The organism is Comamonas resistens, from assembly GCF_030064165.1.
GTDB lineage: Bacteria > Pseudomonadota > Gammaproteobacteria > Burkholderiales > Burkholderiaceae_C > Comamonas > Comamonas resistens.
The window spans coordinates 2,105,610-2,126,787 of sequence record NZ_CP125947.1 but is presented as its reverse complement, the minus strand read 5'-3'; the positions used below and the strand labels follow the sequence as shown (position 1 = coordinate 2,126,787).

General features: G+C 59.9%; 19 protein-coding genes, 1 pseudogene and 1 riboswitch. Of the genes and pseudogenes, 4 read left to right on the top strand and 16 right to left on the bottom strand.

All coding sequences use genetic code 11. The annotated features are described in order from the left end of the window. Positions 1-9: 9 nt before the first annotated feature. Positions 10-248, bottom strand: a riboswitch (cobalamin riboswitch). A 254-nt stretch (positions 249-502) separates the two neighbouring features. Continuing rightward, positions 503-712, top strand: a complete 210-nt coding sequence (locus QMY55_RS09965) for a DUF904 domain-containing protein (RefSeq protein WP_158385648.1) — start codon at positions 503-505, stop codon at positions 710-712. A 40-nt stretch (positions 713-752) separates the two neighbouring features. Continuing rightward, the gene (locus QMY55_RS09960; protein WP_283488441.1) at positions 753-1,127 is read left to right on the top strand and encodes a cell division protein ZapA; all 375 of its coding nucleotides are present in this window, start codon (positions 753-755) and stop codon (positions 1,125-1,127) included. A gap of 451 nt (positions 1,128-1,578) precedes the next feature. Here the strand turns inward: QMY55_RS09960 and QMY55_RS09955 are convergent. The 5 genes and pseudogenes from QMY55_RS09955 to hemN form a co-directional block, all read right to left on the bottom strand. After that, positions 1,579-2,210, bottom strand: a pseudogene (locus QMY55_RS09955) (helix-turn-helix transcriptional regulator); the annotation flags it as partial. A gap of 74 nt (positions 2,211-2,284) precedes the next feature. Continuing rightward, positions 2,285-4,732 carry a sensor domain-containing protein gene (locus QMY55_RS09950; RefSeq protein WP_283488921.1) on the bottom strand — a complete coding sequence of 816 codons (2,448 nt, stop codon included), beginning with the start codon at positions 4,730-4,732 and terminating at the stop codon, positions 2,285-2,287. 53 nt (positions 4,733-4,785) lie between these two features. Next, positions 4,786-6,033 (bottom strand): HD-GYP domain-containing protein, encoded by a 1,248-nt coding sequence (locus QMY55_RS09945; protein ID WP_283488440.1) that lies wholly within the window; start codon positions 6,031-6,033, stop codon positions 4,786-4,788. 87 nt (positions 6,034-6,120) lie between these two features. Then, complete coding sequence (locus tag QMY55_RS09940; RefSeq protein ID WP_283488439.1) at positions 6,121-6,834, bottom strand: sulfite exporter TauE/SafE family protein; 714 nt, start codon at positions 6,832-6,834, stop codon at positions 6,121-6,123. Positions 6,835-6,837: 3 nt separating this feature from the next. After that, positions 6,838-8,220: an oxygen-independent coproporphyrinogen III oxidase gene (gene hemN / locus QMY55_RS09935; RefSeq protein ID WP_283488438.1), complete on the bottom strand. Its 1,383-nt coding sequence runs from the start codon at positions 8,218-8,220 to the stop codon at positions 6,838-6,840. Positions 8,221-8,487: 267 nt separating this feature from the next. Here hemN and fnr point away from each other — a divergent pair, with 267 nt between their 5' ends. Next, positions 8,488-9,210 carry a fumarate/nitrate reduction transcriptional regulator Fnr gene (gene fnr / locus QMY55_RS09930; protein WP_283488437.1) on the top strand — a complete coding sequence of 241 codons (723 nt, stop codon included), beginning with the start codon at positions 8,488-8,490 and terminating at the stop codon, positions 9,208-9,210. Positions 9,211-9,272: 62 nt separating this feature from the next. On the opposite strand, the gene QMY55_RS09925 is transcribed toward fnr, so the two are convergent. From QMY55_RS09925 to QMY55_RS09885, 9 genes are all read right to left on the bottom strand, one after another. Beyond that, positions 9,273-9,536 carry a hypothetical protein gene (locus QMY55_RS09925; protein ID WP_283488436.1) on the bottom strand — a complete coding sequence of 88 codons (264 nt, stop codon included), beginning with the start codon at positions 9,534-9,536 and terminating at the stop codon, positions 9,273-9,275. Positions 9,537-9,811: 275 nt separating this feature from the next. Continuing rightward, positions 9,812-10,126, bottom strand: a complete 315-nt coding sequence (locus QMY55_RS09920) for a FixH family protein (RefSeq protein ID WP_283488435.1) — start codon at positions 10,124-10,126, stop codon at positions 9,812-9,814. A 99-nt stretch (positions 10,127-10,225) separates the two neighbouring features. After that, complete coding sequence (gene ccoG / locus QMY55_RS09915) at positions 10,226-11,668, bottom strand: cytochrome c oxidase accessory protein CcoG (protein ID WP_283488434.1); 1,443 nt, start codon at positions 11,666-11,668, stop codon at positions 10,226-10,228. An 83-nt stretch (positions 11,669-11,751) separates the two neighbouring features. Continuing rightward, positions 11,752-12,663 (bottom strand): cytochrome-c oxidase, cbb3-type subunit III, encoded by a 912-nt coding sequence (ccoP, locus tag QMY55_RS09910; protein WP_283488433.1) that lies wholly within the window; start codon positions 12,661-12,663, stop codon positions 11,752-11,754. A gap of 27 nt (positions 12,664-12,690) precedes the next feature. After that, positions 12,691-12,831, bottom strand: a complete 141-nt coding sequence (locus QMY55_RS09905) for a cbb3-type cytochrome oxidase subunit 3 (protein WP_283488432.1) — start codon at positions 12,829-12,831, stop codon at positions 12,691-12,693. Between the two features lie 16 nt (positions 12,832-12,847). Continuing rightward, positions 12,848-13,480, bottom strand: a complete 633-nt coding sequence (gene ccoO / locus QMY55_RS09900) for a cytochrome-c oxidase, cbb3-type subunit II (RefSeq protein ID WP_283488431.1) — start codon at positions 13,478-13,480, stop codon at positions 12,848-12,850. 19 nt (positions 13,481-13,499) lie between these two features. Next, positions 13,500-14,936: a cytochrome-c oxidase, cbb3-type subunit I gene (gene ccoN / locus QMY55_RS09895; protein WP_283488430.1), complete on the bottom strand. Its 1,437-nt coding sequence runs from the start codon at positions 14,934-14,936 to the stop codon at positions 13,500-13,502. Between the two features lie 63 nt (positions 14,937-14,999). After that, positions 15,000-15,137, bottom strand: coding sequence for a cbb3-type cytochrome oxidase assembly protein CcoS (gene ccoS, locus QMY55_RS09890; RefSeq protein WP_158385622.1), 138 nt, complete (start codon positions 15,135-15,137; stop codon positions 15,000-15,002). Further along, complete coding sequence (locus QMY55_RS09885; RefSeq protein WP_283488429.1) at positions 15,137-17,593, bottom strand: heavy metal translocating P-type ATPase; 2,457 nt, start codon at positions 17,591-17,593, stop codon at positions 15,137-15,139. The genes ccoS and QMY55_RS09885 overlap by 1 nt, the downstream gene beginning before the upstream one ends. A gap of 112 nt (positions 17,594-17,705) precedes the next feature. Between QMY55_RS09885 and QMY55_RS09880 the strand changes: the two genes are divergently transcribed. Beyond that, on the top strand, positions 17,706-18,149 hold the full coding sequence (locus tag QMY55_RS09880; RefSeq protein ID WP_283488428.1) for a universal stress protein: 444 nt from the start codon (positions 17,706-17,708) through the stop codon (positions 18,147-18,149). A 241-nt stretch (positions 18,150-18,390) separates the two neighbouring features. Here the strand turns inward: QMY55_RS09880 and QMY55_RS09875 are convergent, their stop codons facing one another. Beyond that, positions 18,391-19,944 carry a malonate--CoA ligase gene (locus QMY55_RS09875; RefSeq protein ID WP_283488920.1) on the bottom strand — a complete coding sequence of 518 codons (1,554 nt, stop codon included), beginning with the start codon at positions 19,942-19,944 and terminating at the stop codon, positions 18,391-18,393. Positions 19,945-20,113: 169 nt separating this feature from the next. Continuing rightward, on the bottom strand, positions 20,114-21,136 hold the full coding sequence (locus tag QMY55_RS09870) for a Bug family tripartite tricarboxylate transporter substrate binding protein (RefSeq protein WP_407650667.1): 1,023 nt from the start codon (positions 21,134-21,136) through the stop codon (positions 20,114-20,116). Between the last annotated feature and the right edge of the window lie 42 nt (positions 21,137-21,178).

The following is a 21,178-nucleotide window of genomic DNA, read 5'->3' as shown; positions in this document are numbered from 1 at the left end:
GCATCTACGGCGGGCACACCAATGTTGGCCGGTATCCGGGCTAGGCGAATCGTCCTCTTGCCAGCCTTCCCAACGCCCAGGCGCCAGTGACTATCAGGGAAAAGGAGGAATGCACAGGCATTCCATTCGCCGACCGTTGCGGGGGCAGCGCAGGCCCGGTGCACCAGCCATGTGACGCACCTCCCTGCTTCCCGTTGAACTGAAGCAGCAGAACAGCCGCCTCGAGCACCAACAGCCGGACATTGTAATGAAGTAAACCTTGGCGCCATCCTCCATCCAGAGGAGTCAGGTGACGATTTTTTACCTTAAAACCACTGTTTATGCAGACGCCGCAAGCATATCGCGCTACGATTTTATGAAAATCAGGCGCTGATCTGCAATGTATATGCCTAACCTCCGTCCGCCGCCTTGCCGCCGCGCCTGGTCAACATATATCCAGTCAGGTTTTGCGTGCAAATTAATGCCCTACCTACGGACGGCAAGACCTACAATGGCAGAGTCTATGACCCCCCAGCCTTCTCTTGATCTCATTGCCGAGCGCGTGGAGCGTCTGCTGGTTCGCCACGAGGAACTCCAGCGCACCAATGCCTTGCTCACCGACCAGGTCATTGCCCTCACCCAGGAGCGTGATTTGCTGCGCCTGCGCCTGCAAGCTGCGCGCGCCCGCGTGGATGCCCTGATCGAACGCCTGCCCGCCAACCAGGGAGAGTGACGCAGTCACCTTCCAACTCCAGACCCAGTCACAGATGCCCATGAAGCAGATCGATGTGCAAATCATGCAGCAAAGCTATGTGCTGACCTGCCCCGATGGTCAAGAAGAACGCGTGATGGAGGCCGTCCGCCGCGTCGATGAAGCCATGATTCGTGTGCGCGACTCTGGCAAGGTGCGCTCGCGCGAGCGCGTGGCCGTGCTGGCAGCGCTGAACATGGCATTCGATGTGCTGGACCGCGATGCACAGCTGCCTCAGCAAAGCCATGCGCAGGACGAAGATCAGACCCAGCAACACGAGCCAGCCGCCGAAGCCAGCGAGGCTGAGCTGGCAGAGCAGCAGCGCCAGCAGGAACTGGCGGAACAACTCGTGCTGCGTCTGGACCAGGCCCTGGAAAATGACACACGTCTTTTGTGAAAACTGTCAAAGCCTGAAAACCTTGAGACAAAGCTGTTTTGCAAGTCACAGCTTGGGCAATCCCCGTTAAAATAGCCTCGTCTGCAAATCTGCCGGTTTTTATATTTCCTTGAACCAATGCTCATTGAGCACGGGCTTGGTACATCACCTATTGAGCGTGATCGTCTCGCGTCAGATGAACCCAACGATAGGTTGCCCTCGCCCACCTGAACCCCCGGTTCAGGATGACGAGCCGGTGGCATTTGCAGACACCACATTCCTTGAAAAGCTGCTGACCGCATCCGACTGACACATCACAGCAGCTTCGATCGCTTTCCCAAGCCCGCATCAGCGGGCTTTTTTATTCGCGATCACACTTCGCCTTCGCCACCCGCCAGAACCGCACTGCAGTGCTCGCGTCAAAGACAGCGGCTTGCGACGGAGCGCGAGTAATGAGTGGCACTTGCTGCTCTCAATGGCTGCCCAGCCAGGCCACGCTATTGAGAAACAGGCGTACCAGTTCGGTCTGGCGCCTCACACCCGTCTTGGAGAAGATCGAACGCAGATGCGCGCGCGCCGTGTTGAGGCGGATACTGAGCGCCTGAGCCGCCTCGTCGAACGACAGGCCATTGGCCAGCTGAATGGCCAATGATGTCTCGGCGGGCGTGAGTTCAAACAGTTGCTGGGCCAGCTTGACGGATGGGTCAGGCCGCCCCGTGGTATCGCGCACAAATACGGCCACGCAGGGACGTTGTTTGCCCTCCGTCCACTCATCGGATGAGGTGCTCTGCCCCCCAATTGAGCTGGCCCGACTGACGCCCCACAGACATACCTTCCGTCATGCTGCGAGGCAGGTCCTGCGGATACTCTGGTGCATCGCGGATCAGACGCTGCAGTTTGCGGTTGTCGTTGGTTGGCGTAGGCCGTCTCCAGCGCACCGGCCTTGACCCGCAAGCCATCTGCACTATTGAGAATATTGGTGGCTGCGGAGTTGCTCTCTATGAGCATGCCGTTCTGATCCAGAATCACCACGCCCACCATGAGCTGCGCCGTGGCACGACCATAAAGCGAGATCAGCTGCCTATCGCGATTGACCGCCAGATGCATAAGCTGAAATTGTTGCAATACAGGCCAGCACCCACATCGTCAAAACAGACGATGGATGCATGGCAGCTCTGTCAGTCAACGGTGTGGCCTTGTATGAGCGGCGATATCGGTACGCCATCTGCAGGCAGCGACCAGTGACCAGGCTGCGCGCTTTGCTGCAGCAAGCGTTCACGAAACTGTGGTGCAGGCACAGCGGGAGAGCATAGATAGCCCTGGTAATAATCACCCCGCATCTGCGCAATGGAGGTGCACTGCTGCTGCGTCTCGACGCCTTCGGCCACCGTCTCCAGCCCCAGTGCCTGCCCCATGCTGATGATGGCTCCCACAATGGCCTTGTCCTCGGCCTCATGGGGCAAGCCGCGCACAAAACTCTGATCGATCTTGATCTTGGAGATCGGCAGCTTTTTCAGATAGGAAAGATTGGAGTAGCCGGTGCCAAAGTCGTCGATCACAAGGCCCACACCCAGCTCTGCAATCTGGTGCACACGCATGGACATTTCCTGCACGTCCTGCAGCAAAATGCTTTCGGTCAGCTCCAGCTCCAGCCACTGCGGCGGCAAGCCACTGGCATGCAGCACCTGCACCAGCCGCTCGACAAAGTCAGGCTGACGAAACTCGAGCGCAGAGACATTGACCGATACCTTCACGGGCGTTCCCTGAGCCAGCCAATGCGCAGCCTCTTTGAGGGACTGCTCCAGCACCCAGGCGTCCAATGCCACCACATAGCCGGACTCCTCAGCCAGCGGGATGAAAACGGCCGGCGACACCACGCCCAGATCGGGGTCCGTCCAACGCAGCAGGGCTTCTGCCGCCACAATGCGCTGCGACTGGATATGCACCTGCGGCTGGAAGTAAACCGCCATATGCCCCTTGTCCAATGCCTGGCGCATGGCGTGCTCCAGCTTCATGCGCGAAAGCAAGCCGGTGCTCATCTGGGGCTGATAGAAGCTGAAATTTCCCCGCCCGCGCTCCTTGACCCGGTACATGGCGATATCGGCCTGCCGAATCAATTCGTCCAGGGTCATACCATCGGCAGGGAACTGGGCCGCACCAATGCTGCACTGAACGGAAAAGCCCAGCCCGTCCAGCATGAAGGGCTGGCGCATGCTCTCCAGGATGCGCTCGGCCACCTTGGCCGCATCCTCGCCACTGCAGCCATGCAGATAGAGCACGAACTCATCACCACCAAGGCGACACAACATATCGTTGGGACGTAGCAAGCCGCCAAGCCGCTCGGCCACCAGACGCAAGACACGGTCGCCAAAATCATGACCCAGCGAGTCGTTGATGATCTTGAATCGATCCAGATCGAGAAACAGGATGCTGAAGCTCTCGTTCGTGCGCTGAGCCTGGACGATGCAGGCTTGTACATAATGGGTCAGGCTCAGGCGATTGGGCAGGCCTGTCAGTGCATCATGGAAGGCCAGCTCTTCGATCTTTTTCTGCGCACTGCGCTGCTGCGTCATGTCGCGGATAAAGCCAATGCTCTGCACCACGCAGCCATAGCCATCCCGCAATGGGACCCAGGACAGCCAGACCGCGCAACGCGGCCGGTCGCCATCGGCTCGCAGCCAGAGATCGCCTTCCCAGAACCCCCCTGTCTCCCAGCGCACCTGCGCCAGGGCCAGCAAATCCATCGCCTCCCCATCGTCGGGCTCGAACAACTCGCAGGCAGACTGCCCCAGCACATGGGCCTCCTGCAGCAGTCGGCGTCCCGCCGGGTTGATCTGCACAATCCGGCCCATCTCATCGGCAATGAAGATGCCATCGAGGCTGGATTCGAAAACACGTGCAGCCAGACGCTGCTCACTGGCAGCCAGTGATTCTGCGGTGATGTCCCTGAAGGAATAGATACGCCCAATGGCCACGCCACGGCTGAGCTGAGGCACGGAGCGGCGCTCGATCACGCGGCCCTGACGCAGCTGCAGGACTTCGGTGATTTCCGGCGCAGACAGGTCGGGCGCCTCCTGCAACAAGGTGAACTCGCTGCCGCTGCTGATGGTCTGCGACTCAAGGAACGCGAAAATGGCCGCATCGTCCCGCTGCGTCAGCAGCTCCGAAGGCAGTTGCCACAGCTGGGCAAAGCGGTGATTGAAGGCGCGTATGCCGCCCTTCAAATCGCAAACCAGAATGCCGTCGGCGGTGGACTCCAGCGTGGCACGCATTTCGGCCAGCAATGTCTCCAGCTCAACCTCATGCGCCAGTTGCTGACTTCGGTCCAGCATGGACAGCAACAGCATCGCCGGCGAAGCATCGAGCCAGCGCACCGACATTTCAACGGCGCACGACAAGCCATCGGAGCGCAGAATCTGCGAGAGAAAACGTGCGCCGTAGCGCCAGTTGCTGGCATCCTGCCAGAAAGTCTTCTGCACCAGGGTGTCGCACAACACATCTACATGCAGGCCAAGCGCTGTCTGCGCCTCATATCCTGTCAATGCCATGCTTTCCGCGTTGGCATGCAAGACCCGCAGTGTTTGCGCATCCAACAGCCACACGGCTTCTTGCAGCCCGTCGAGCATGGCGGTGAACAGGGCCTTGTCCAGGCAGTGCGAGATGGCAAGCGGCTGCGCTGTCACGGTATGACCTTCTCTGCAGAGGTTGCAGCCGAACTATCAAAGAAATAGCATAAATGCTGGTTGGGCTGTAGGGTTGCCAGAGCCTTGGGCAATACCTGTGTCTTGTGCAGGCCTCGCCGGACACCCAGCTCCAGCTGCTGCGCCAGATCGATCACCTGCTGGCTGTCCTGGGCAACCTCGGGCTTGTAGACCAGTACCGAGGGCTTGAGAGCCTGCCGCGTATTCACGCAGACCACTAGGCCTTGGCTACCATCCGAGAGTTCCACCCACGAGCCTGGCGGATAAACACCCAGTGTCTGAACCAAGGCACGCAGCACCTCTGGTGCATAGCGATGACGATATTGACCATACAGGCTGGCCAAGGCTTCATGTGGCGTGGTTTCCGCCAGGGCCATTGGAGGATTGCACAATCTTTCGTAATTGTTGACCAGGCCCAGTATCTGCCCTCCCATATCCATGTCTGCCGCCAGAAGGCCCAGCGGAAAGCCGCTGCCATCGGCCCATTCATGATGTTGGGCGATGGCCGTGGTGACCGCAGGCGCGTAACCCATGGCCTGCGTCAGCGCCACGGACTCACCTACATGGTGTACATAGGGAAAGGTGGGCTGGGCGGTGCCTGCTGCCATTTGATTCAAGGCACAATCCGAAGCAGGAATATGGAGCGGGATCTTCCCCAGATCATGCAGCAGAGCCGCCACGCCCAGATCCTGCAGAGCCTGGTCCCGCATGCCCAATGCCTTGCCCAGCAACAAGCTCATCACAGCGGTGTTCAGACCATGCACGCTGGCCGAGCTGCGGCCGCCCTCAAACATCAGATGCAGGCTGATGTCGCTCTCGCTGGCAAGCTGCACCACATAGTCGCCAACCATTTCATCGCTGCCCGAGCGCGCTGCGGGCAGGTCTGCCGGCACCATGGCCTGGACGGCATCAAAACAGGCAAGCGCGGACTGGAAGCGCTTTTGCACGGACTGCATCGCCGTGCGCCAATTCTCGAGTGAACAGGTTTGCGGGAAATTTTCTGGCTCCACCTTGTCGGCCGCGGGTTCTTCCGTGACCTCCGGATCGCTGCGCGCTGGATCGAACTCGATATGACCCAGTTGCAGGGACTGCAGGGTCTTCAATTGCTCCTGGGTCGTGATCTTGAAGCTATTGACGGGAAACGGGTGCCTGAGCCAGCCCACACCCAGATGAACATACATGCCTATGCGCAGCTGTCCGATATCAATAGCGACGAATCGATTCACTTTGAGCGAGTCATACAAGATGTTGCATTATGCGCAGTTCCGTAACCTTCAAACAAAAGAGACCGGAAGTTTTGCGCCCTGACCGACTTATCGGCACCAAAGACTCGGTTTGTAGACCAAATCCATCCACAACGCCCATATTGCCACGCCGATCAGCATCAGGCCTGCAATGCGCGTACCCCATTGCGCGCGCAGAACATTCACCTTGCTCTGGCTCAGACGCCACAGCCATGGCCCTCCCACCAGCCACACGCCACTGCCCAGCGCAAATGCAGCCATGGACAAACCACCTTGCCAGGCACCGCCGCTGAGCGCAGCCACCAGCACGGCCGAATACAACAGACCACAGGGCATGAGAGCCCAGGCAAAACCCGCAGCCAGGCTGCCGCCTGGTGCGCTGACCCAGGGCTGAACCTTGGCCCAGGCAGAACGGCCGGCACGCTCCAACCAGACCGGCTGGCGGGCCTGCACCACCATGGCCAGGCCCCAGGCCATGACGACTACATGCATCAGAGCCCAGAGATTTTGCAATGCTGTGGTCTGACTGGTCAGCCAGGAAAGGCTTTCCATGGCCACGGCAGCCACGGCCCCCAGCAGGGCATAACCACCGACACGCCCCAGGTGAAACAGGCTGCTGCGTAGCCACTGGCGCTTGCGCAGACCATGCACAACAATCTGCTGAGCCTGGCTGGCGGCACTGCCGCACGTCACCACGCTGCAAGGAGCAGCACACATGACAAGACAATGGGGCCCACCCACGAGCCCCATGATCAAAGCAGTCCAAACCAGCGAAAACAACATGCGCTAGATGATGCGTGAAAACCGCGTGCGGTTCTTGTCGGCCTGTAAATAACGATCAAACAGCATGGCTACTCCACGCACGAAGAACCAGCCCAGCGCGGTGACATGGAAGCCTTCCTCCTCCAGCACCAGCAAGCCGTTGGCCTGCATCTCTTGCAGCGCCTTCATCTCCGGGGCGAAATATTCACGGAAGTTGATCAGCCAGGCCTGTTCCATGGGCTCATACAGCACAGCGCCCTGGCACATCACCGCCATGATGACAGCACGGCGCACCATGTCGTCGCGCGACAAGGCCAACCCGCGCTGCACGGGCAACTGGCCGCTGTCCAGAGCGTCGTAATACTCTTCCAGCGTCTTGACGTTCTGGCTGTAGGTAGCCCCCACTTTCCCGATTGCAGAGACACCAAGCGCAATCAGATCGCAGTCAGGCTGGGTACTGTAGCCCTGGAAATTGCGGTGCAGACGCCCCTGGCGCTTGGCAATGGCCAGAGAGTCATCGGGCAGCGCAAAGTGGTCCATGCCCACATAGACATAGCCGCCGTCCATGAATGCATCGATCGCGCTGGAGAGCATATTGAGCTTGTCCTGCCCCATGGGCAGGTCAGCAGACTCAATGCGACGCTGTGGCTTGAAGCGCTCGGGCAGATGGGCATAGGCATAAAGCGCTATGCGGTCAGGGCGCAAGGCATTGACCTGCTCCAGCGTACGCGCAAACGATTGAGGCGTCTGCTTGGGCAGACCATAGATCAGGTCCACATTGATGGACACAAAGCCCAGCTCGCGCGCTTTTTCCACCAGGGCAAAGACCTGCTGTGCCGGTTGCTCGCGATGCACGGCTTTTTGCACATCGGGATCGAAATCCTGCACGCCAAAGCTCAGGCGGTTGAAACCCATTTCCTTCAGCGCCTGCAGACGCTCGTTGCTCACGGTGCGAGGGTCCACCTCAATCGAATATTCACCCGCGGGGTCCAGCTTGAAATGCTCGCGCATCAGCGCCATCAAGGCACGCAGCTCGTCGTCGTTGAAAAACGTGGGCGTGCCGCCGCCCAGGTGCAACTGGCTGACAACCTGGCCCTTGCCGCAATGCTCGGTATGCATGGCGACTTCGCGGCGCAGATAGTCGAGGTACTGCGCCGCTTTCTCGTGATGCTTGGTGATGATCTTGTTGCAGGCGCAGTAGTAGCACAGCGACTCGCAGAACGGCACATGGACATAAAGGGACAGCGGCAGCGCGCGGGCAGCCGAATGTGCCTTGCGCTGCTGCAGTGCCAGGGTATAGTCCTCAGGGCCGAAAGCCTCAACAAAACGGTCGGCTGTTGGAAACGACGTGTAGCGAGGCCCCGGAATATCAAAACGGCTTAGCAATTCGGGCGTAACTGCGGTCATGGCTCTTAGTCAGGGTGCACCCACACTGCAGAGGACACCGATATCGAGCTTCTCTTCAGCCTGACCGGATGCCCGTCTTGTTGCAGCGAGCGCGTGTTTTTGGAATCAGTGTCTTCACTGTGCCCCAAGGCAAACCCCTTGTCCTTGATTCACATCAAGGGATAACAAGGCAAGTGCTGCGACAATTTGATCCATCTCATTACCAACCTAGAGGTCAATGAACGGCGCGGCCTCACTCCCTGTGCGTCCGCACCGCTGCTGCAAGCCATGAATCTTCAGACCATCAAAGCATCCTGCTCCAACTGCAATCTGCGTGAACTGTGCATGCCCATGGGCCTGGACGATGAGCAAATGGAGCGCATCGACGAAATCGTCGCCACGCGCCGCAAGATCAAGCGTGGCGGACTGCTGTTCCGCAACGGCGAGGAATTCACTTCGCTGTACGCCATCCGAACCGGCTTCTTCAAGACCTGCGTGGCCACCGAAGACGGTCGCGACCAGGTCACCGGCTTTCAGATGGCCGGTGAAATCATCGGCCTTGACGGCATCGTCAACGACCATCACACCTGCGACGCCGTGGCGCTGGAAGATGCCGAAGTCTGCGTCATGCCTTTTGACAAGCTCGAGCAGCTCTCGCGCGAGGTGACGGCCCTGCAAAACCATGTGCACAAGGTCATGAGCCGCGAAATCGTGCGCGAGCATGGCGTGATGCTGCTGCTGGGCAGCATGCGCGCCGAAGAGCGCCTGGCCGCTTTTGTGCTGAATCTGGTGCAGCGCCTGGCTGCCCGCGGCTTCTCCAAGTCGGAACTGGTGCTGCGCATGACCCGGGAGGAAATCGGCAGCTATCTGGGCCTGAAGCTGGAGACCGTGAGCCGCACCTTCTCCAAGTTCGCCGAAGAAGGCATTGTGGAAGTCAAGCAGCGCCACTTGCGCATTCTGGATACCGAAGCGCTCAAGCGCATTGTCAACAGCCAGCAATGCCAGAGCTGATCTACTAACCCTCAAAAGAACAAAGCCCGCTTACAGCGGGCCTTGTTCTTTTGGAAAGCTTGTCAATCGGCCAAAGGCTCGGAGACGATGCCGTTGTTCAAATCCTGCGCCGAGCGCGCCAGGCTGCGCGTCATCAGACTGCAAAGCAGCATGACCAGCCAGAAGGCGAAGAATGCTGCCGTATAGACGGCGCTGCGCGACCATTCCAGTGGCGACCCCATCCAGTGCACATCCATCGGGTCAACAAAGGCAAAAACCACCATTTCCAGGACTGCGGCGGCCAAAAATGCGGGCCATGCAATCCACATCCAGCGCTGAGTGTCCATCACGAATCTCCTTGGGCTGCGGGGAGCGGTGAGGACATTCTGCACATTGCCGGGCCGAACTGACCAGCCCCTTGCGGGCAAACACCGAGAAACCCAGGCACGGGAATTCTTTAATTGATAGCAGCCAGCGCCTATTAAATCTTCACTTCATAGGTGTCGTTACGCAAAACATAGACTCTACTTGCGCAAGGCGCTTTGAATTTCAGAGCATGCTCCATGAAAAAAGGCCGCTGGGCGGCCTTTTTTCATGGAGTGCTGTGCCCTGCAACCCGGCATCAGCGATCTGTAGGGTGATCTTGTGCAGGCGTTGCCGCATGATTGCGCCCGGTCAGTGCCGGGGCCAGGCTTTTTTGTGATTCGCTCATGCGCTGGTTGATCTCGATGCCATGACGATAGTAATCGGGGTCGATCACGGGGTCAGGCTTGCTCATGGCGATATAGGCCGTGACCAGGCCTGCGACGACCACAACGGCCGGGCCCGCCAGAACCAGCCAGACATGGGCGAACTTCCACCAAGGCTTGCCGTCCTCGGGATGCTGTGGTTTGGCTGCGCTTGCCGCACGTGCTGCGCTTGGGGTTGTTGCCGACATGGCGGATCTCTTTCAATGTGGAACTTTGCCAGTGCGGCGCATCGCCAGATGCGCAGCGCCAGCCAAGCTATTGTTGCGGATAGTCGATAACCTTGCCGTCTAGCGCGGCACCAGGAAAACAGCCTTCTCGGACACGCGCCCACCTTGGGCCTGCACGGCATCCAGATTGAAATGGATGGTGTGCGAACCAGGATCGGCCGAGCCATAGGGAATCTGCAGACGCACGGCAATGCCACGTGTCTCCGCTGGGCCTACGGTCACTTCCTGCTCGGAAGCCACCTCCAGATGATCCAGGCCCACGGCGCTGATGCGGTAGTTCTGCTCGGTCTCCGTGGCATTCATGATCTGCAGGCGGTAAACGTTCTCCAGCTTGCCTCCGGCCACGATGCGCGACAGCGCCGCCCGGTCACGGATGACGTCCACCTTCACGGGTTCACGCATCGCCAGGCTGGCAATCATGGCGGCACTGAGTGCCACCAGCACCGAGGTATAGATCAGCACACGCGGACGGAAGATGCGGCGAATCATCTGCGCATGCTTCCATGCCTTGGACACGGCATTCTGCGTGGTCAGGCGGATCAGGCCGCGTGGATACTCCATCTTGTCCATCACGGAGTTGCAGGCGTCTATGCACAAGCCGCAGCCAATGCACTCGTACTGCAGCCCGTTGCGGATGTCGATACCCACGGGACAGACCTGCACGCAGAGCTTGCAGTCGATGCAGTCGCCCAGACCTTCGGCCTTGTAGTCACTGCCCTTCTTGCGCGGACCGCGCCCCTCGCCGCGCTCTGCGTCGTAGCTGACGATCATGGTGTCCTTGTCGAACATGGCGCTTTGAAAACGTGCATAAGGGCACATGTATTTGCAGACCTGCTCGCGCATATAGCCGGCATTGCCATAGGTGGCAAAACCATAGAACAGCACCCAGAAAATCTGCCAGTTGCCACTCAGGGCCAGCAACTCGACACCCAGTTCACGGATGGGCACGAAATAGCCCACGAAGGTGAAACCGGTCCACAGGGACAAGGCGATCCAGAGGAACTGCTTGAGCGACTTCTTCCAGATCTTCTCGAAAGTCCAGCCGCCCTTGTCGATGCGCATACGGGCACTGCGATCGCCTTCGACCTTGCTCTCGATCCAGACAAAAATCTCGGTATAAACGGTCTGCGGACAGGAGAAACCGCACCACAAACGCCCTGCGACCGCCGTAAACAGGAAAAGCGCCAACGCGCTGATGATGAGAAGACCGGTCAGATAAATGAAATCCTGCGGGTAAAGCACCAGCCCGAACAGGTAAAAGCGACGCGCTTCAAGATCGAAGAGCAGCATCTGGCGCTCGCCCCACTGCAGCCAGGGCATACCGTAGAAGAACAGCTGCGTGAGAAACACCATGATCCATCGCCAGCGCGCGAACACGCCACGGATGGACCGAGAGTAGACCTTTTGCTCGGAAGCAAACAAAGGCACGTAGTCAGGACTGCCGTCCTTGGGCTCGGGTGTGATCGGGATGATCTTGCGCGGTTTGCCTGGCTCGCCGGTCATCGCAGTTCCTTCATATTTTTGTAATTACTGAAATATCCAATGCGAAAAAAGCGGTGCCGCAAAGCACCGCTTTTTCACTCAAATCATTTCTGGGTCTGTGTGTTGGAGAGACTCCACACATAGGAAGCCAGTACGGCGATTTGCGCCTCTGTCAATTTTTCCTTCTGGGCCGGCATTTCATTGTGCTTGCCGTTGTTGACGATGTTCATGATGGCTTGCTCACCCCAGCCATGCAGCCACACATCGTCGGTCAGGTTGGGTGCACCCATGGCCTGGTTGCCCTTGCCGTCCATGCCGTGGCAGGCTGCGCAAGCCACGAACTTGGACTTGCCCAGAGACGCCTTGACGGCATCGTGCGGGCTGCCCGACAGGCTCAGCACATAGTTGGCCACGTTGCGCACGTCTTCTGCAGTACCCACGGCGGCTGCCATGGGAGGCATGATGCCGATGCGACCGTTGGTGATGGTTTCCTTGATCTTGTCGGGTGTGCCGCCATGCAGCCAGTCACCGTCTGCCAGATTGGGGAAGCTCTTGCTGCCGCGTGCGTCAGAGCCATGGCACTGTGCGCAGTTGTTCATGAACAGACGCTCGCCGACGGCCATGGCCTGAGGGTCCTTGGCCATTTCTTCGGTGGGCATGCTGGTGAACTTGGCGTACAGAGGTTCCAGGTCCGCCTTGGCCTTGGCCATTTCCTTTTCGTAGGCACCGGTCTGGCTCCAGTCCAGTTTGCCGTTGAAAGCACCCAGACCCGGGTAGGCTGCCAGATAGGCCAGGCCAAAGACCACGGTGATCACGAACAGACCCATCCACCACTTGGGCATGGGGTTGTTGAGTTCACGCAGGTCACCGTCCCAGACATGGCCGGTCGTGTTGTCGCCGGAGGAGACAACCTTCTTGCGGGCCACCACAATCAGCAGCAGCAAGCAGCCCAGAATGCCAATCAGCGTGATGGCGGCCACATAGACCGACCAGAAATTGTTGATGAAATCGCTCATGAGATGTTCTCGTTATGGTGGTCAGACTCAGTCTTCCTGCAGGAAGGGAAGCTGAGCTGCTTCGTCAAAACGGGCTTGGTTGCGGCGGGCATAGGCCCAGCACCAGATACCGATGAAGCAACCCATCGATGCCAGCGTGGCAACGATGCGCATGGTGGTGATATCCATTTCCAGCCCCTCTCTCTTACTTGACGGCGCGGCCCAGGACCTGCAGATAGGCAATCACTGCATCCATCTCGGTCTTGTCCTTGACTTCGGCCTGAGCACCGGCGATTTCCTCATCGGTGTATGGCACGCCCACCTTGCGCAGTGCGCTCATGCGCTGGGCCACCACGGCGTCATCCACCTTGCTGGTTTCCAGCCAGGAGTAGGCAGGCATATTGGACTCGGGCACCACGTCACGTGGGTTGTTCAGGTGGATGCGATGCCATTCGTCGCTGTACTTGCCGCCCACTCGGTGCAGGTCGGGACCGGTACGCTTGGAGCCCCATTGGAAGGGGTGGTCGTAGACGAACTCACCGGCCACCGAGTAGTGACCGTAGCGCATGGTTTCCGCGCGGAAGGGGCGGATCATCTGCGAGTGGCAGTTGTAGCAGCCTTCGCGCAGATAGACGTCACGGCCCATCAGCTGCAGCGGTGTGTAGGGCTTGAGGCCCGCCACGGCTTCCGTGGTGGACTTCTGGAAGAACAGCGGCACGATTTCCACCAGGCCGCCAATGGCCAGCACGAACAGGGTGAGCGCGATCAGCAGGAAGTTGCTGGTCTCGATCTTCTCGTGAGAAAAGCTCTTGGGAGCTGCGTTATTTTGTTCAGACATTGCCAGTGCTCCTCAATGCTCAGGCGTGGGCCACGGCTGCAGGCACAGCCACCTTGACGGAACGGCCGGCCGTTGCAGTCTTGAAGGTGTTCCAGGCCATGACCAGCATGCCGCCCAGATACAGCAGACCACCGGTGACACGGATCACGTAGAAGGGATAGGTCGCCTTCACGCTTTCCACGAAGGTATAGGTCAGGGTGCCGTCGGGGTTGACGGCGCGCCACATCAGACCCTGCATCACGCCGGCAATCCACATCGCGGCGATGTACAGCACGATGCCGATGGTCGCCATCCAGAAGTGCAGCTCGATCGCGGGCACGGAGTGCATCTTTTCGCGGCCGAACAGACGGGGAATCAGGTAGTACAGGGAACCCATGGTGATCAGACCCACCCAGCCCAGAGCGCCGGAGTGCACGTGACCCACGGTCCAGTCGGTGTAGTGGGACAGTGCGTTCACGGTCTTGATGGCCATCATCGGGCCTTCGAAAGTGGACATGCCGTAGAACGACAGGGACACGATCAGGAAGCGCAGGATGGGGTCGTCACGCAGTTTGTGCCAGGCACCCGACAGCGTCATGATGCCGTTGATCATGCCGCCCCAGCTGGGAGCCAGCAGGATCAGCGAGAACACCATGCCCACGGACTGGGTCCAGTCAGGCAGCGCGGTGTAGTGGAGGTGGTGAGGACCTGCCCACATGTAGGTGAAGATCAGCGCCCAGAAGTGCACGATCGACAGACGATACGAATACACGGGACGACCGGCCTGCTTGGGGATGAAGTAATACATCATGCCCAGGAAGCCTGCGGTCAGGAAGAAGCCCACGGCGTTGTGACCGTACCACCACTGAACCATCGCATCCTGCACACCGGCGTAGGCCGAGTAGCTCTTCATCCAGCCCGCAGGGATGGAGATGTTGTTGACGATGTGCAGCAGGGCCACGGCCAGAATGAAGGCACCGAAGAACCAGTTGGCCACATAGATGTGCTTGACCTTGCGGATGCCGATGGTGCCGAAGAACACGATGGCGTAGGACACCCAGGTCACTGCGATCAGCAGGTCCAGGGGCCATTCCAGCTCGGCGTATTCCTTGCCCTGGGTGTAACCCAGAGGCAGGCTGATGGCTGCGCCGACGATCACCAGTTGCCAGGCCCAGAACGTCAGGCTGGCCAGCTTGGGCATGAACAGCTTGGTCTGGCAGGTGCGCTGCACCACGTAATAGCTGGTGGCGAACAGAGCCGAGCCACCAAAGGCAAAGATCACGGCATTCGTGTGCAGCGGACGCAGACGTCCGTAGCTCAGCCATGGGATGCCGAAGTTGAGTTCGGGCCAAGCCAGCTGGGACGCGATGAACACGCCCACAGCCATACCAACCACCCCCCATACCACGGCCATGATAGAGAACTGTCTTACGACGGTGTCGTCGTAATAGACAGCATTGTTATTTGTTGCTTCCATCGGGCACCTCTTAGATTTCTTGCAAAGTGTTCATTGGTTTCTCATCGGGCTCGTTGAGCCATATCAATCGTCGCGAAGAATGCGTTCACCTTCTTGCTCCACGCTCTCGAACTGGCCCCGGTAAACCGCCCACCAGAGGGCAGCCACGATGGCCAGCACAAGCACAACGGAAAGCGGTATCAACACATACAGAACGTCCATCAATGGCCTCCTTGAGTCAGTGGCATGACGGTGCCCCGCGGCGCAAGAGGCGCGGGGTCGGACGCGTTGCTATCGGTACCCTGCAGCGGCAGCGCACGTGCAAGACGGGCTGCGTTGGCGACGACCAGCAAGGAGCTCAGCGCCATGCCAAGCCCTGCCAGCCAGGCAGGCATCCAGCCCATCAGGGCCAGAGGAATAGAGATCGCGTTATAGGCTGCTGCCCAGCCAAGGTTCTGGCGCACCACGGACAGGGTCCGCCTTGCCAGCAACAGGCTTTGCAGCACTAACTCCAGGCTGTCTCCCAGTACCACGAAGTCTGCTCGCGATTGTGCCAGCGGCACTGCTCTACCAAACGCAAAAGAGACATGCGCTCCGGCTAAAACTGGACCGTCATTGAGCCCGTCACCCACCATCGCCACCTGATGCCCCTGAGCCTGGGCGGCCTGCATGGCGGCCAGCTTGTCCTGAGGTTGACAGTCGCCGCGTGCCTGCTCGATACCGAGCTTGGCGGCGACCGTCTGCACGGCTGCCGAGCGATCACCCGAAAGCAGCTGCACACTTACACCATGTTTTTTCAGATCGGCGATCACCTGCGCTGCTTCGGGACGGACGTCCTCGCTCAAATGAAACTGCACCAGCGGCACCCAGTCACCCCGCACTTCTTCGGCCAGCATCACACTCCGACCTGCTTGTTCGGAGGCCAGCTCGGCCACGCTGCAATGCCGGGCTGAGCCCAGGCGCAGATGCCGGCGTTGGGCCTTGTCCGCCGACTCAACCCAGACATCCAGGCCGCTGCCGGCCACTTCCTGCACGGAATCCAGTTGCCAAGATGTCGCAGGCAACTGCGCTGCTTGCGCGGCCTTGACCAGCGATCTGGAGGCCGGGTGCATGGACTGGCGGGCCAGCAGGGCCGCCAGCGCCAGCACCTCATCGGCGCTCTGCCCCTCAGCAGGCGTCAGCGCACGCAGCACCAGACCATCGCGCGTCAAGGTACCGGTCTTGTCGAATACCAGCGTATCCACGCTGGCCAGGGCTTCCAGGCCCTGCAGGTTCCGCACCAGCACACCGCCACGCGCCAGGGTGCCAGCGGCAGTGAGCATGGCCACAGGCGTGGCCAGCGATAGCGCGCAGGGGCAGGTCACGATGAGCACCGCCACCGCCACCATCATGGCTTTGCCATGGTCCACGGGCCACCACCAGATGGCTGCGGCCAGTGCCGCCAGCAACACTACGACCAGGAATGGACGCGCCACCTTGTCCGCCAACTGTGCCAGACGCGGTTTTTGCAGCGAGGCGCTTTCCATCAGGCCGACGATCTGGGCAAAGCGCGTGCCCTCGCCCACGCTGTCCACGCGCACATCGACAACGCTATCGAGGTTGTAGCTGCCGGCGGTAACCATCTCGCCTTCTGCGCGCAGAACTGGTGTGGATTCACCGGTCAGCAAGGCCTCATCCGCATGCGTGCTGCCGCGCACGATGGTGCCATCGGCCGGAAATGCCTCACCAGTGAGCACACGCACCACATCGCCAGTTCGCAAGCGGCGCGTGGCCACACGTTCGAATTCGTCGCCATCAGGCTTTAGCCTCAGCACCGAATCCGGCAGCCGGTTCATCACGGCCTCCAGCGCCCCCGCCGTTCGGTCACGCAGGCGCAACTCCAGCCAGCGGCCGGTGAGCAGAAAGAAGACAAACATGGTCAGGGAGTCAAAAAAGACTTCGTGACCAAAAGGTCCGGAGGGATCGAAGGTGCCCAGCGTGCTGATGACAAAGGTGATCAGCATGCCTATGGCCACAGGCAAGTCCATGCTCACGCGGCGCTGGCCGATGTCCTTGAGCGCGCTTTTGAAAAACGGGCCGCAGCAAAACAGCACCACGGGCAAAGAAATCACCCAGGAGGCCCAGCGCAACAGGGTTTCCATCTCCAGAGACAGATCGCCGGGCTTGGCGTTATAGGCCGGCCACGCATACATCATGACCTGCATCATGCAAAAGCCTGCCACCAGCCAGCGCCACAGTGCGCGGCGCGTTTCGGCCAGACGAATCTCGCGCGCGAAGGCATCGCGCGCAGGCATGGCGTGATAGCCGGCACGCGCTACGGCCTCCATCCATTGGGATGGAAGCACTTGGGCGTGGCGCCACACGACCCGGGCACGTCTTGTGGCTGCACTGACTTCGGCTCCCTCCACTCCGGGTACGGCTTTCAGCGCTTCCTCGATGGTCAGCGCGCATGCAGCGCAGTGCATGCCTTCCAAAACCACAAAGGAATCCCACACCGGGGATTCGGTCGGATCTTCGGGAATCGGAGCCTGGGGGTTCTGCGCGGCGGGACGACCGAAAGAACTCCACTCGTGCGGATCGTCCAGCAGGTGGCTTGATGCCTGTGGCTGAACGGGGGAACCAGTATCAATAGCAGCCTGCTCGTCCGGGCGGGGCTGAACAGGGGTTGTCTGGAACATGTCTCAAGCGTAACTGGCGGCCATGATACCCACCTTGACATTAATCAACCGTTAACAGCCCCAAGGAACTATGCTTATAGGCCTACAGAACAACTGCGAAAAGGAGCTCTCTATGTACAACCGCATCTTGATTGCCACTGACGGCACCGAACTCTCCGACAAGGCTGTGCACGCGGGCCTGGATCTGGCGGCACTGTGCGGCGCACAGGTTCTGGCATTGAAAGTGGTTTCTCACTATCCACGCAGCTACCTGGAAGGCAGCGATCTGCTGGACATCAAGGAGGCCAAGCGTATCGAGGAACAGTGGACACAGCAGGCCCAGACCCTGCTTGACGGCATCAAGACCTTCGGCCATGAACGCAAGGTGAGCGTGACCACCGAAATCGCGCACTCCGACCTGGTGGCAGAGTCCATCGTGGAAGCGGCCAAGAAACATGACTGCGATCTGATCGTCATGGCATCGCACGGCCGCAAGGGCCTGCAGCGCCTGCTGCTGGGCAGCGAAACCCAGCATGTGCTCACACACTCGCCCATTCCAGTCCTGGTCCTGCGCTGAAGCCAGGCCGTGGCGCATGCCCCTGAAAAGCATGCGCTCACAAAACAAAAGCAGCTTCCGCAGGAGCTGCTTTTGTTTTTCAGAGTTTAAAGACCAAAACTGAGCAGGGACAAGCGCTAGCTGCTGCGAATTCAGGAGTCAAGTTCAAACTCAAAGAATACCCAGCCTCCTAATCCGGAACATCCAAAACCCTCGGCAAGGCACCAAAAGGCTGAGCCAGCTCCCGGATGAGACAGATGGATCAGGCAAATTCCTTCTGGTACCGGTCACGCAGCAGCTTCTTCTGCACCTTGCCCATGGTGTTGCGCGGCAGGCTGTCCACCACATAGCAGCGCTTGGGCACCTTGAAGTTGGCCAGTTGCGCCTTCAGGGTGTCTATGATTTTCTGTCCCTCCACCTGCGCGCCCTTGCGCGGCACGATGACGGCCACGCCGACCTCGCCAAAATCCGGGTGCGGCACGCCGACCACTGCGCTTTCGTCCACGCCCGCCAGATCGTTGATGAAGCCTTCGATCTCGGCCGGATAGACGTTGTAGCCACCGGAGATGATCAAGTCCTTGCTGCGCCCCACGATGGTGAAATAGCCGCGATCATCCTGTATGCCCACATCGCCGGTCTTGAACCAGCCATCAGCCGTGAACTCTTCGGCCGTTTTCTCGGGCATGCGCCAGTAGCCCTTGAAGACATTGGGCCCCTGCACTTCGATGTTGCCGATCTCGCCGGCGGGCAAGGCCTTGCCGTCGTCGCCCTGGATGCGCACACCGACTCCGGGCAGAGGAAATCCCACGGTGCCGCCACGGCGCTCGTCTTCATTGCCATAGCGGGGATCGGGCGCATAGGGGTTGGACGTCAGCATGATGGTCTCGCTCATGCCGTAGCGCTCCAGAATCGTGTGGCCTGTGCGCGTCTTCCAGGCACGGAAGGTTTCGATCAGCATGGGGGCCGAGCCCGAGATGAACAGCCGCATATGGGCGGCCGTGTCGCGGTCCAGCCGCGCATCGGCCAGCATGCGCACATAGAGCGTGGGCACGCCCATGAACACGGTTGCATCCTTGAAGCGGGCCATCACGGCCTGGGGATCGAACTTGGCAAACCAGATCATGGGGCTGCCATTGAGCAGCGCGCCATGGATGGCCACAAACAGGCCATGCACATGGAAGATGGGCAGGGCATGAATGAGCACATCGTCTTCCTGCCAACCCCAGTACACCTTGAGCATGGCCGCATTGGTCAGCAAATTGCCATGGGTCAGCATGGCGCCCTTGCTGCGCCCCGTCGTGCCGCTGGTATAGAGAATGGCCGCTAGATCATCGCTGGCGCGCGGCACGGGCTGCTGCTCGTCGCCGTGGTGGGCCGCACGCTCCAGCAGCGTACCTGTGCGGTCGGCGCCCAGCGTGTAGACATGCCCTACCCCATTGTTGAAGGCCAGCTTGGACACCCAGCCAAAGCTGCCAGGGTCGCAGACCACCACCGCAGGCTCGGCGTTGGTGATGAAGTACTCCACCTCGGCCGCCTGATAAGCCGTGTTCAGTGGCAGAAACACATGGCCTGCACGCAAGGTGGCCAGATATAGCATCATGGCTTCTACCGATTTTTCCACCTGTACCGCAATGCGGCTGCCTTCGGGCAGGTTCAGCGACACCAGCAGATTGGCAATGCGGGCGCTGCCATGGTCCAGATCGGCCCAGCTGTAGTACAGACTCTGGCCATCGGGCTCGATCGCCTCCACCGCGATTTTTTTCAGGTCTGTAGGAAAAGCAGCGCGCAAGGCGCTGAAAAGATTGGCTTGAGGCATATCGGTCATCGTGATGCTGTCGAACTCAATAACGGTTGAGGCAAAAAATGCAGCCCCATCATAGGGGCTGAGTGGGAACATTCCTGTCACAGGCCAAGGCCAGGACTCAACCCAAGCCCGGCCAGTGGCACCGAGCAAAAGCCCAAGCTAGCCGCGCAGCGGCACAGGGTCATGAATCTATTTTTACGCCAGAGGCCTTGACCACCTGCGCCCAGCGTTGAATCTCGGCGCGCACCATGGCCGCAAACTGCTGCTGGCTGAGCTTGCCGTACTCGGCCCCGTTCTTGGCCCAGGCGGTCTTGATTTCGTCGCTGGAGCCGATCTTGCGCACCTCGTCCAGCATGTGCTGCTGCGCCGCCTCGGGCGTGCCTTTGGGCGCCCACAGCCCATACCAGGTGCTGACGGTGTAATCGGGCAGACCGCATTCGGCGGCGCTTGGCACATCAGGGAAAGCCGGATTGCGCTGCGCACCCGCCACCATCAGCGCCTTGATGCGACCGCTCTTGATGTGCTGGGCCGATGAGCCCAGGCCGTCGAACACCATATCCACATTGCCGGCTATCAAATCCTGCAGCGCCGGACCCGCTCCCTTGTACGGGATATGCAGGATATTGGTCTTGGTCTGCAGCTTGAACAGCTCACCGGCCAGATGGTGCGAGCTGCCCGGCCCCGCCGAGCCGTAGCTGTATTTGCCCGGTTTGCTACGCATATCGGTCAGCAGCTCCTGCACGGTGTTGAAGGGCACGTTCTTGGGGTTGACGACCAGCACCTGGGGCACGCTGGCCAGCAGAGCCAGGGGAACAAAATCGCGTTCCAGATCGTATTCGAGCTTGGGATAGACCGATGGTGCAATCACATGGTGCGTGCCGCCCATGAAAAAGTTGTAGCCGTCCGCCGGCGCCTTGGCCGCAACGCTGGCGCCCAGCGTGCCGCCGGCCCCGCCCCGGTTGTCGATCACCAGGGTCTTGCCTGCCATCTTGGAAAATTGTGCCGAAAACGGCCTGGCAAACGTGTCGGTCCCACCGCCTGCAGGAAAGGGCACGACCAGATTCACCGGCTTGTTCGGCCAGTCATTGCTGGCGTGCCCCCACGCTGCTGCCGTGGTGGCCACCAGCGCTGCCATGGTTTGAAGCAGCGCGCGCCGCTCCATGCCGCCTGCCTTGAACTCATCCCTCGCCCCAGAAACCTGCATGAATGTCTCCTGCTTTCCCGGCCGTGCTCCACGCAAAGGCCG

Excerpts from the sequence above, each read along its gene's own strand:
- QMY55_RS09965 (WP_158385648.1), top strand. The coding sequence starts at position 503 with ATGACCCCCCAGCCTTCTCTTGATCTCATTGCCGAGCGCGTGGAGCGT.
- QMY55_RS09960 (WP_283488441.1), top strand. The coding sequence starts at position 753 with ATGAAGCAGATCGATGTGCAAATCATGCAGCAAAGCTATGTGCTGACC.
- QMY55_RS09950 (WP_283488921.1), bottom strand. The coding sequence starts at position 4,732 with ATGCTCGACGGGCTGCAAGAAGCCGTGTGGCTGTTGGATGCGCAAACA.
- QMY55_RS09940 (WP_283488439.1), bottom strand. The coding sequence starts at position 6,834 with ATGTTGTTTTCGCTGGTTTGGACTGCTTTGATCATGGGGCTCGTGGGT.
- hemN (WP_283488438.1), bottom strand. The coding sequence starts at position 8,220 with ATGACCGCAGTTACGCCCGAATTGCTAAGCCGTTTTGATATTCCGGGG.
- fnr (WP_283488437.1), top strand. The coding sequence starts at position 8,488 with ATGAATCTTCAGACCATCAAAGCATCCTGCTCCAACTGCAATCTGCGT.
- QMY55_RS09925 (WP_283488436.1), bottom strand. The coding sequence starts at position 9,536 with ATGGACACTCAGCGCTGGATGTGGATTGCATGGCCCGCATTTTTGGCC.
- QMY55_RS09920 (WP_283488435.1), bottom strand. The coding sequence starts at position 10,126 with ATGTCGGCAACAACCCCAAGCGCAGCACGTGCGGCAAGCGCAGCCAAA.
- ccoG (WP_283488434.1), bottom strand. The coding sequence starts at position 11,668 with ATGACCGGCGAGCCAGGCAAACCGCGCAAGATCATCCCGATCACACCC.
- ccoP (WP_283488433.1), bottom strand. The coding sequence starts at position 12,663 with ATGAGCGATTTCATCAACAATTTCTGGTCGGTCTATGTGGCCGCCATC.
- QMY55_RS09905 (WP_283488432.1), bottom strand. The coding sequence starts at position 12,831 with ATGGATATCACCACCATGCGCATCGTTGCCACGCTGGCATCGATGGGT.
- ccoO (WP_283488431.1), bottom strand. The coding sequence starts at position 13,480 with ATGTCTGAACAAAATAACGCAGCTCCCAAGAGCTTTTCTCACGAGAAG.
- ccoN (WP_283488430.1), bottom strand. The coding sequence starts at position 14,936 with ATGGAAGCAACAAATAACAATGCTGTCTATTACGACGACACCGTCGTA.
- ccoS (WP_158385622.1), bottom strand. The coding sequence starts at position 15,137 with ATGGACGTTCTGTATGTGTTGATACCGCTTTCCGTTGTGCTTGTGCTG.
- QMY55_RS09885 (WP_283488429.1), bottom strand. The coding sequence starts at position 17,593 with ATGTTCCAGACAACCCCTGTTCAGCCCCGCCCGGACGAGCAGGCTGCT.
- QMY55_RS09880 (WP_283488428.1), top strand. The coding sequence starts at position 17,706 with ATGTACAACCGCATCTTGATTGCCACTGACGGCACCGAACTCTCCGAC.
- QMY55_RS09875 (WP_283488920.1), bottom strand. The coding sequence starts at position 19,944 with ATGCCTCAAGCCAATCTTTTCAGCGCCTTGCGCGCTGCTTTTCCTACA.
- QMY55_RS09870 (WP_407650667.1), bottom strand. The coding sequence starts at position 21,136 with ATGCAGGTTTCTGGGGCGAGGGATGAGTTCAAGGCAGGCGGCATGGAG.